Origin of the sequence: Flavobacterium sp. (genome assembly GCF_028712645.1) — a bacterium.
In the GTDB taxonomy this organism is placed as follows: domain Bacteria; phylum Bacteroidota; class Bacteroidia; order Flavobacteriales; family Flavobacteriaceae; genus Flavobacterium.
Window position 1 is genome coordinate 1 of sequence record NZ_JAQTPQ010000141.1, and the last position, 9,125, is coordinate 9,125.

The 9,125-nt window shown below is 32.8% G+C and carries 10 protein-coding genes and 1 tRNA gene; 3 read left to right on the plus strand and 8 right to left on the minus strand.

What is annotated here, in order from left to right:
* Positions 1-75 precede the first annotated feature (75 nt).
* A tRNA-Lys gene (locus tag PHC28_RS11485) sits at positions 76-148 on the minus strand.
* Between the two features lie 127 nt (positions 149-275).
* Here PHC28_RS11485 and PHC28_RS11490 point away from each other — a divergent pair.
* Entirely contained in the window at positions 276-794 is a 519-nt protein-coding gene (locus PHC28_RS11490; protein ID WP_300100321.1) for a shikimate kinase, read from the plus strand.
* Here the strand turns inward: PHC28_RS11490 and PHC28_RS11495 are convergent.
* Positions 786-1,286, minus strand: coding sequence for a phosphoribosyltransferase family protein (locus PHC28_RS11495; protein ID WP_300100324.1), 501 nt, complete (start codon positions 1,284-1,286; stop codon positions 786-788). The two genes, PHC28_RS11490 and PHC28_RS11495, sit on opposite strands and share 9 nt — an antisense overlap.
* A 46-nt stretch (positions 1,287-1,332) precedes the next feature.
* Positions 1,333-1,707 (minus strand): S4 domain-containing protein, encoded by a 375-nt coding sequence (locus tag PHC28_RS11500; protein WP_300100327.1) that lies wholly within the window; start codon positions 1,705-1,707, stop codon positions 1,333-1,335.
* Between the two features lie 79 nt (positions 1,708-1,786).
* Here PHC28_RS11500 and PHC28_RS11505 point away from each other — a divergent pair, with 79 nt between their 5' ends.
* Complete coding sequence (locus tag PHC28_RS11505; protein ID WP_300100330.1) at positions 1,787-2,770, plus strand: FKBP-type peptidylprolyl isomerase; 984 nt, start codon at positions 1,787-1,789, stop codon at positions 2,768-2,770.
* Positions 2,771-2,844: 74 nt separating this feature from the next.
* Here PHC28_RS11505 and PHC28_RS11510 read toward each other — a convergent pair whose 3' ends face one another.
* The 5 genes from PHC28_RS11510 to PHC28_RS11530 form a co-directional block, all read right to left on the minus strand.
* Positions 2,845-3,798: a transketolase C-terminal domain-containing protein gene (locus PHC28_RS11510; RefSeq protein ID WP_300100332.1), complete on the minus strand. Its 954-nt coding sequence runs from the start codon at positions 3,796-3,798 to the stop codon at positions 2,845-2,847.
* A gap of 116 nt (positions 3,799-3,914) precedes the next feature.
* A complete protein-coding gene (locus PHC28_RS11515) occupies positions 3,915-4,766 on the minus strand; it encodes a transketolase (protein WP_300100334.1) in 852 nt (283 codons plus the stop codon).
* 178 nt (positions 4,767-4,944) lie between these two features.
* A complete protein-coding gene (locus tag PHC28_RS11520) occupies positions 4,945-5,187 on the minus strand; it encodes a hypothetical protein (RefSeq protein WP_300100336.1) in 243 nt (80 codons plus the stop codon).
* The gene (locus PHC28_RS11525; protein WP_300100339.1) at positions 5,187-5,501 is read right to left on the minus strand and encodes a rhodanese-like domain-containing protein; all 315 of its coding nucleotides are present in this window, start codon (positions 5,499-5,501) and stop codon (positions 5,187-5,189) included. The genes PHC28_RS11520 and PHC28_RS11525 overlap by 1 nt, the downstream gene beginning before the upstream one ends.
* Before the next feature lies 1 nt (position 5,502).
* Positions 5,503-5,787, minus strand: coding sequence for a rhodanese-like domain-containing protein (locus tag PHC28_RS11530; protein ID WP_300100341.1), 285 nt, complete (start codon positions 5,785-5,787; stop codon positions 5,503-5,505).
* A 723-nt stretch (positions 5,788-6,510) separates the two neighbouring features.
* Here PHC28_RS11530 and PHC28_RS11535 point away from each other — a divergent pair.
* Positions 6,511-9,125 (plus strand): two-component regulator propeller domain-containing protein (locus PHC28_RS11535; protein WP_300100343.1); only part of this gene is annotated, 2,615 nt, incomplete at its 3' end.

Below are 9,125 nucleotides of genomic sequence, written 5' to 3' on the forward strand. Positions count from 1 at the left end.
TTAAAAGTGATGTGCTCTACCAACTGAGCTATCGAGTCTTGATTCAAGAAAAGTATGCGATAATCACAAATTTTGTGACCCGACTGGGGCTCGAACCCAGGACCCCATCATTAAAAGTGATGTGCTCTACCAACTGAGCTATCGAGTCATTTCCGATTCTTGAATGCGGGTGCAAATATAAGGTCTTATTTTTAATTTTTCAAAGCTATTTTATTATAAATTTGTCTTTTTTAAACAAAAGTACTTAACGCCTTAGTATATAAGGTTTTATTCAAATGAGAAAAATTATTTTATTAGGTTATATGGGGTCTGGAAAGTCCACAATTGCGAATAGACTGTCAAATAGTACCGGAATTCCATTAGTGGATTTAGATAAAAGTATCGAAGAGAGAACAAAATTGTCGATAAATGAGATTTTTGAACAAAAAGGCGAAATTTATTTTAGGAAACTAGAACGAGAAATTTTTATTGAATTATTAAATTCTTCGGGTGAATTAATTATCAGTTTGGGAGGGGGAGCTCCTTGTTATGCAAATAACCACGAATTGTTGAAAGGCGAAAATGTAGTGTCGATTTATTTGAAAGCTTCGGTTGAAACTTTATTCGAAAGATTGGTTTCTAACAAAAGCAAACGACCTATTATTGCAAATATGAATGAGGATGAAATGAAAGAATTTATTGCCAAACATCTTTTCGAAAGAAGTTTCTATTATAATCAAGCACAATATAAAGTAAGTGTAGATGGTATTACAAAAGATGAAGCAGCTCAGGAAATTCTTAAAATCTTAGCTTAGATAAGCATAATTATCTCCGTTTTCATCAAAAACAACTTGCACGTGTTCTAATGAAGAAGTCGAAAGTGAGATTCCTTTAAAATCAGCCTTTACGGGATATTTTTTATGATTTCTATCCACAAGAACTGCGGTTTTGAATTTCTTTAAAGGAACGTCTAGAAAGTGTCTCACGGCATAAATTAATGTAGTTCCTGAGTTTAAAACATCATCAACAAGAACTAAACCTTTATTAGTGTATTGTTCTTTTGTTAAGGAAGTATGAATAGACAATTCAGGATTCACTTTGTTGATTTGAACTTCGCACAACGAAATTTTTAGTGTAGAAATATTTTTTAGTGCTTCGGTTATTTTTAGTGCAAAAGTAAAACCGTTGGCAGCAATTCCTGCAATGACAATTTCATCTTCATCTACAAATGTTTCATAGATTTGGTAGGCAATTCTTTTTATAGTATGCTCAATTTCTTGATTCGAAAGGATGATGTTCTTGCTCATTTTTTATAAATTTTAGATTTGTTTTATTGTCGTTGCCATTGATTCTTTATTCACTTGTTTTTTTTCCAAAATCATTTAAATCTCTACGATCTTTTTTCGTTGGTCGGCCATCACCATTTTTTCGATAATGTTCTTTCGATAATTTTAAAAGTTCTAAGTGTTCATAGACTTCTGCGGGTGTTTCATTTTTTCGATAAATGTCAACTAGTTTGGCACCAACACGATTATCAGGAATGTCGAGTACTGTGATTATTTGGGTTATTTGGTCTTTCCTGAAAGTGATTTTATCGGTCGGAAAAACTTCTTTTGAGGGTTTGGCAACTTGACCATTTACGGTAATATGATTCTTTTTACAAGCTTCGGTGACCATATTCCGAGTCTTATAATAACGAACACACCATAAATATTTATCTATTCTCATAAATTTTCCAAAATCGAAGTTAAATTCTACGCAAAAATAAATCAAAATTGTATCTTGCGCACCTAAAAAATCAGCAATAATGAACAAATTTAAATATTATTTTATTTTACTAATAATAACAGTCTCTATATCTTCGTGTTCGAAGAATGATGTTGCTCCAGTCGAGCCTCCTAGAGATTACAATGTGCAATATACCACTGACATTACTGATATTGAAGATTATTTGAAAGCAAATTATATTACAGTTGTCAATCATCCGGGTTTTGCAGATGATCAAGATATAACAATTACTAAAATTCCTGATGGAGGCAATCAACCTTCTATTTATTCTTATTTGAATGCAGATACATTCCCAAAACTTTTAGTTCATGAAGTTGCTCTACACGATATTGTGAATAACTATAAGGTGTATTATTTAGTTTTGAGAGAGGGAGTGGGGCAATCTCCTTGTAATGTTGATGGTGTATTAGCGGCCTACAAAGGGGAATATTTAGAGAGAATTGCGGCTACAACAACCACAGCTGAAACGATTACTTCTACTGGTTTTGAAGAGGTAAAATATCCGCAAACAATTTTAAGTTTATATTCTACAATAACAGGGTGGTCTGAGATTTTCCCGCAATTTAAAACTGGAACTTATGTGTCAAATCCTGATGGGACTGTAAGTCACAACGATTTTGGAGCTGGCGTAATGTTCATCCCTTCTGGACTGGCGTATTATAACTCTGGATCAAGTTCTATTCCTGCTTATGCTCCTTTAGTATTTAGTTTTAAATTATACGAAATTCAACGATTAGACCAGGATAGTGATGGAATTCCGTCTTATTTGGAAGATCTTGATGGAGATGGTTATGTACGAACATTGGCAACAGGCGTTGATAATATTGATGATACGGATAAAGATGGTATTCCAAACTATTTAGATGTTGACGATGATGGAGACAACTATACCACAAAGCTAGAAATCAAAAATCCCGCAACAGGTTTACCTTATCCATTTGCAGAAATTCCAACTTGTACTTCAGGGAAGAAAAATTATTTAGACAAAACCTGTCATCCATAAATTGTAAAATTAAAGGCATAAAAAATCCCGTTTCAATTGATCGAAACGGGATTTTTTTTATTCTAAAAAGAGAATTATTTTCTCTTAATCACTTTTTCTACAGCTTCAACAATCGCTTGATTGTTCAATTTGTATTTCTCCATTAATTGTTCTGGAGTTCCGCTTTCGCCAAAGCTATCTTGAACGGCAACAAACTCTTGTGGAGATGGATTGTTCAAAGCTAATACTCTAGCAACACTTTCGCCAAGACCACCAAGAATGTTGTGTTCTTCAGCAGTTACGATACATTTTGTTTTTGCCAATGATTTCAAAATTGCGGCTTCGTCCAATGGTTTGATGGTGTGAATATTGATTACTTCGGCTGAAATTCCTTTAGCTTCTAAAGCTTCAGCAGCAATTAGTGCTTCCCAAACTAAATGTCCTGTGGCAACAATCGTTACATCAGTTCCTTCGTTTAAAAGAATTGCTTTCCCAATTTCGAAAGGTTCGTCAGCTGGCATAAAGTTAGGTACAACTGGACGTCCAAAACGCAAATAAACAGGGCCGTGATGCTCTGCAATGGCTAAAGTGGCAGCTTTGGTTTGATTGTAATCGCAAGTATTGATTACGGTCATTCCTGGCAACATTTTCATTAATCCAATGTCTTCTAATATTTGGTGAGTTGCTCCATCTTCGCCCAAAGTTAATCCGGCGTGAGAAGCACAAATTTTTACATTTTTATCAGAATAAGCTACTGATTGACGGATTTGATCGTAAACTCTTCCTGTCGAAAAGTTGGCAAAAGTTCCTGTGAACGGAATTTTTCCGCCAATAGTTAATCCCGCTGCGATTCCAATCATATTGGCTTCTGCTATTCCAATTTGGAAAAAACGTTCTGGGTGATTTTTCTTGAAATCATCAAATTTTAATGAACCAATTAAATCCGCACAAAGTGCCACCACGTTTTCGTTTTTTGCTCCTAATTCTGTCATTCCCGCTCCAAAACCCGAACGAGTATCTTTACTTCCTGTATTTGTATATTTTTTCATTTTCCTCCCCCAACCCCTCCGAAGGAGGGGAGTTCCTATTGGGGTAAATAGGTTTTTATATTTTTATGTATCAATTTTTGTAGCTGTTCCTCCTCTTCGGGGAGGCTAGGTGGGGATTAGTAGTCGCTTTCGCCTTCAGTATAGTTTTGAGCCAAAGCATTTTCTAACTGTGCATCGTTAGGTGCTTTTCCGTGCCAAGCGTGACTGTACATCATAAAATCTACTCCGTTACCCATTTCGGTATGCAATAAAATACAAACAGGTTTTCCTTTTCCAGTTCTTGATTTAGCATCATTCATTCCTGCAATAATAGCTTCAATGTCGTTTCCTTTTGCAATTTCTAGAACGTCCCAATCAAAAGCTTCGAATTTAGCACGAATACTTCCCATACATAAAACCTCGTCTGTTGTTCCGTCAATTTGTTTTCCGTTTACATCGACAGTTGCGATAAGGTTGTCCACTTTTTTGGCGGAAGCATACATTATGGCTTCCCAGTTTTGACCTTCCTGTAATTCGCCATCTCCGTGCAAGGTGTAAACCAAATGGTTGTCTTTGTTTAATTTTTTGGCTTGAGCCGCACCAATAGCAACGGATAATCCTTGTCCAAGCGAACCTGAAGCAATTCTCACACCTGGTAAACCTTCGTGAGTTGTTGGATGTCCTTGTAATCTAGTGTTTAGCAATCTAAAAGTAGCTAATTCCGAAACTGGAAAATAACCACTTCTAGCCAATACGCTGTAGAAAAGAGCAGAAATATGACCGTTTGAAAGGAAAAATAAATCTTCCCCAATTCCGTCCATATCAAAACCTGGTTTTCGATCCATTATGTTTTGGTACAAGGTGACCATAAATTCTGCGCAACCAAGAGAACCTCCGGGATGACCAGAATTGACAGCGTGAATCATACGAAGAATATCTCTTCTGACTTGGATAGTTAAATCGTTTAATTGTTGTGTGTTAGGCTTCATTTTATATGTAAAAGTTAAACTGTTGCAAATGTAATTTTTATTTTGCCGTAAGACAAATGATTTTTGTAATAGTTGATAAGGTTTTTAATAAAAAAAAGTCCCAAAAAAATTGGGACTTTTACAATGGTAAACAGGGTATTAAAAATTATATTTTTGCCTTTTTTAAGAGCAGTATTTTTTATTTAATTTCTTTGTATTCTATTTCTTCAATGCTGTCGGAATTGCTTTTCTTTGTAGGAACTGCACAGCCATTAGAACCACAACAGCCTGTATTTGTAATTGCCTGAAACAAAAAGAAGACAGCTACAACTCCTGAAAAAATGCTATGGGTTTCAAACGCTTGAAACGCGATGTAAATTCCCAATCCTAAACGGAGAATTCGCATAAAATTCCAATCGGTTAGTAAAGTTTCTTTGTTCATTATAATTTATTTTGAAGACTTGACCAACCTCCGCCGTTATAAACTTGAGCGTAACCATTTGCTGCTAAAATACTTTTAGCCGAAGCACTTCGCATTCCAGAAGCACAACAAGTGATTATAGGTTTGTTTTTATCTTTCAACTTTCCCAAGTTATTTTTTAATGTATCTACCGAAATATTAATAGAACCTTTAATATGACCCCCCATATATTCGCCTTTTGTGCGAACATCTAGTACGATGGCACCTTGTTGTACCAATTCGGCATAATTTACTCCTGGTCCGAAACCGAACATTTTTTTGAGCGTGTTTATCATTTTATTTGTTTTGAGATTTGTAAAAATTTACGTTTAGCCAAGAACCACCATTATAACATTCGATTCCGTGTTGTGAAAGGAAATGATGTGCTTGACCGCTTCTTCCTCCTGATGCACAACAAAGGATTAATGGTGATTTAAGTTGTTTCAATTCCTCCATTCTTTCTGGAATTTCATTTAATGGAATATTAATAGAATCGGCGACATTGCCTCCCATAAATTCTCCGTAAGTACGCACATCTACTATAGTGCCTTGGTTTTCTTTTATTATTTTTTCTATGTTCATTTTTTATTTTTATTTATTGCGTTTTTAAAACGTGTTTCTGAATTAGTACGGGACAAAATTACAGCAACATCAAAGATGGTACAGTAACTTTAGTTACATAAAGGATATTTTTTTAACAATAATGTTTTCGAAATTTTTAAGAGGCATTTGAATTATTGGATATACTTTAAATCAGTTATATTGATATTCTTAACTGGATGTCTTTTGAAAACTATTTCAATTTTAGAATTAATTTTAAAAACAATCGAATTAGATTCTAAATTTTATTCTGAAGTATTTTTAATTTAAAAATTCAGGAATTTCAGCCCTTACATAAGTTTGGATGTTTTCTAGATAATCATCACCAGAAATAAGTTTCACTCAATTATTTTCAGGTTATCTGAATATTGATAAGTTATTTGTATGGAGCGATTTCTTAAAAGACAAGTAATTAATTTGGAATGTTGTAATTATTAAAATTCGGGTGAAAATAAAATTAATGTGCTAAAATAGTTAGTATTTTATAAAGATGTTGTAATTTTCGCCTTGCAAGATTTTCTCTAAAACCAGTAAAATTTAAGAGAATAAAAAACCTTTGAAGTAATGATTTTATACTCTTTCTGAATCACTCTCTTGCTGATTTAAGGTATAAAAAAACTATTGAAAGTCTTCAATGTAATGAGAAAATACTTGATGCTAATTTTTTGCTGATAGCTTTAGAATATATCAAAATAAAAAATACATATGAATAAACATATAAAACAGTTTTGCTTGCTCGTGCTATTTTGGATTGTTTCATTCCAGAATATCATTGGGCAGTCTTCGTATGTTTTTCATCGTTTGGGTACTAGTAATGGACTTTCTAATAACTGTGTAAAATCAATTTTAAGAGATAGTTATGGATTTCTTTGGATTGGTACAGAGTCTGGATTAAATAGGTATGATGGATACGGATTTAAGGTTTATACAACCCACTCTAGAGCTACTAATAAATTGTCGGCAAATGATATATTTGGATTGCAAGAAGATGGCTCTGGTGATATCTGGATAGATTTAGGATATACCTATGTAGTTTATAAAAGAGATAAAGATTACTTTTTATCAGATACAAAAAAGTTGTTGAGTAATCTGGGTATTGAGTCGGACGATAAAAGTAAAATTTATGTTGATATAAATCGTAATCTTTGGGTTATTAATAAGAAGAAGGTGTTTTTTTATGATTTTAAGAAAAATAAAACTACAGCTATTCTATTAAATATATCTTTGAAAGAGGCTTCCGTAATTGAATTAACGGATAATAAAGAATTTTTGTTTATTGTTCAAAATTCAGGAGTTTGCTGGAAACTAAATAAAAAATCAGGGGTTTTAACTTTAATAGAATTACCTGATTATATTAAACAAAATGTCATAAACTCAAATTATAGAATTAGAATTTATATTGATAGTAATAATAGGCTATGGCTTTATTCTACTGATTCCGAAGATGTTTACTATAAAGCGAATTCAGGTGAAGAATGGAAAAGACTAGAATTGACTTCAGGATTAAAAACCGAGAGTAATAAGATAACAAGTATAATCGAAAAGCAATCAGGACAAATTTGGATAGGAACAGATCATAAAGGATTGTTTATTTATGATGTAGGGAAAGAAGCATTAAAAAATGTTGTATATAATCCATGGGTAGAGACAGGTTTGTCATCAAATAATGTGGCGTGTCTATACAAAGACAATAATGAAACCATCTGGATAGGACATAATAAAAAAGGTCTTTCGTTTTATCATGAAAGTTTTAGGAGTTTTACCAATGTAAAATATCCTGAATATTCCGACATCAGTACTATAATGCAAGATTCCCATGGAAATATTTGGATGGGAACAGATGGGAATGGGTTATATATAAAAGAAAAAAACTCAGAAACCGCAAGAAAACTTGACATTCAAAACATTGCTATAGTTTCCATATTGGAAGACAGGAAGAATCGTATTTGGATTGGGACTTATCAGAAAGGGCTTTATTGTTATGAAAATGGCAAAATGGTTCAGTACACCACAAAGAACAGCAAACTAAGCAGTAACAATATTTGGAGTTTAAAAGAAGATAGATATGGAAATATCTGGATAGGATCATTAGGTGGAAAAATTCAAGTATTAGAATCAGACTCTGAAAATTTTAATTCTGTGAGCTCATTATTTGATGATGTTGTTTTTGTAATGGATATGTTTTATGATGGTGGAGATAAAATGTATTTTGGTACTGGATATGGTCTTTTAATAGTTGATATTACAAATGATAAAAAGACTTTATATCTTGGAAACAAGAAAGGAAGTCAAGTTTTTAACCAAAGTCAAGTTTCAAATATTTATAAAGATAAGCGTGGCTTTGTATGGGTTGGTAATAATGATGGACTAACCATTTGGGATCAAAAACAGGATACTCTCTATTACTTTAATAAAGAAAAGGGGCTATGCAATAATTCAATTAGAGGTATAGCCGAAGATAATCTCAATAATATTTGGATAACCACAAGTAATGGACTTTCGATACTTACTGTTAAATCAAAGCCAAATGGTGAATATACTTTTTCAAGTAAAAATTATTCCATTAAGGATGGTCTTATGGATAATTATTTTAATGCTCATGCTATTTATAAATTACAAAATGGAGATATTCTACTAGGGAATGTAGATGGATATACTATTTTGAATCCGAATAAAATGTTTGAGAAAGATCAATCTATGTCCAAAGTTATATTTACTGATTTGACAGTAGGGAATAATACTATTCAAGTGGATTCATTTTATAATGGACACAAGTTGCTTGACCAACCAATGCAATTGACTTCTGAGCTAGAATTTAAGCATGATGATAAACTTATTTCTTTACAGTTTACTACAGGAGATCTATTAAATGCTGATAAAGTGAAATATGTTTATCAAATAGAAGGATTTAATACACAATGGATGCCAACTCAAGGGAATAAAATAATAATATCCTCGCTTCCTACGGGTGATTACAGAGTTTTAATAAAAGCGTGTAATAGTGATGGTGTTTGGAATAATATCCCTACAGAATTATTTATAAATGTAATGCCTCCTTACTATTTTTCAATTTGGGCACTTATCATATATGCAATTTTAATTATTAGTGTGATGATATTTTTTGTTCGTAAAACAAAAGAAAGGCATCTTATAAAACTGGAACAACATCTTATACAAATGGATCATGAGAAAAAAATGCATATTAATGAGATAAAGTTAAGATTTTTTACCAATATTAGTCACGATTTACGCACCCCACTTACACTCATTATTACACCTTTGCAGATTTTATTGAAAGACACAGCAAACGAAAGTATGCG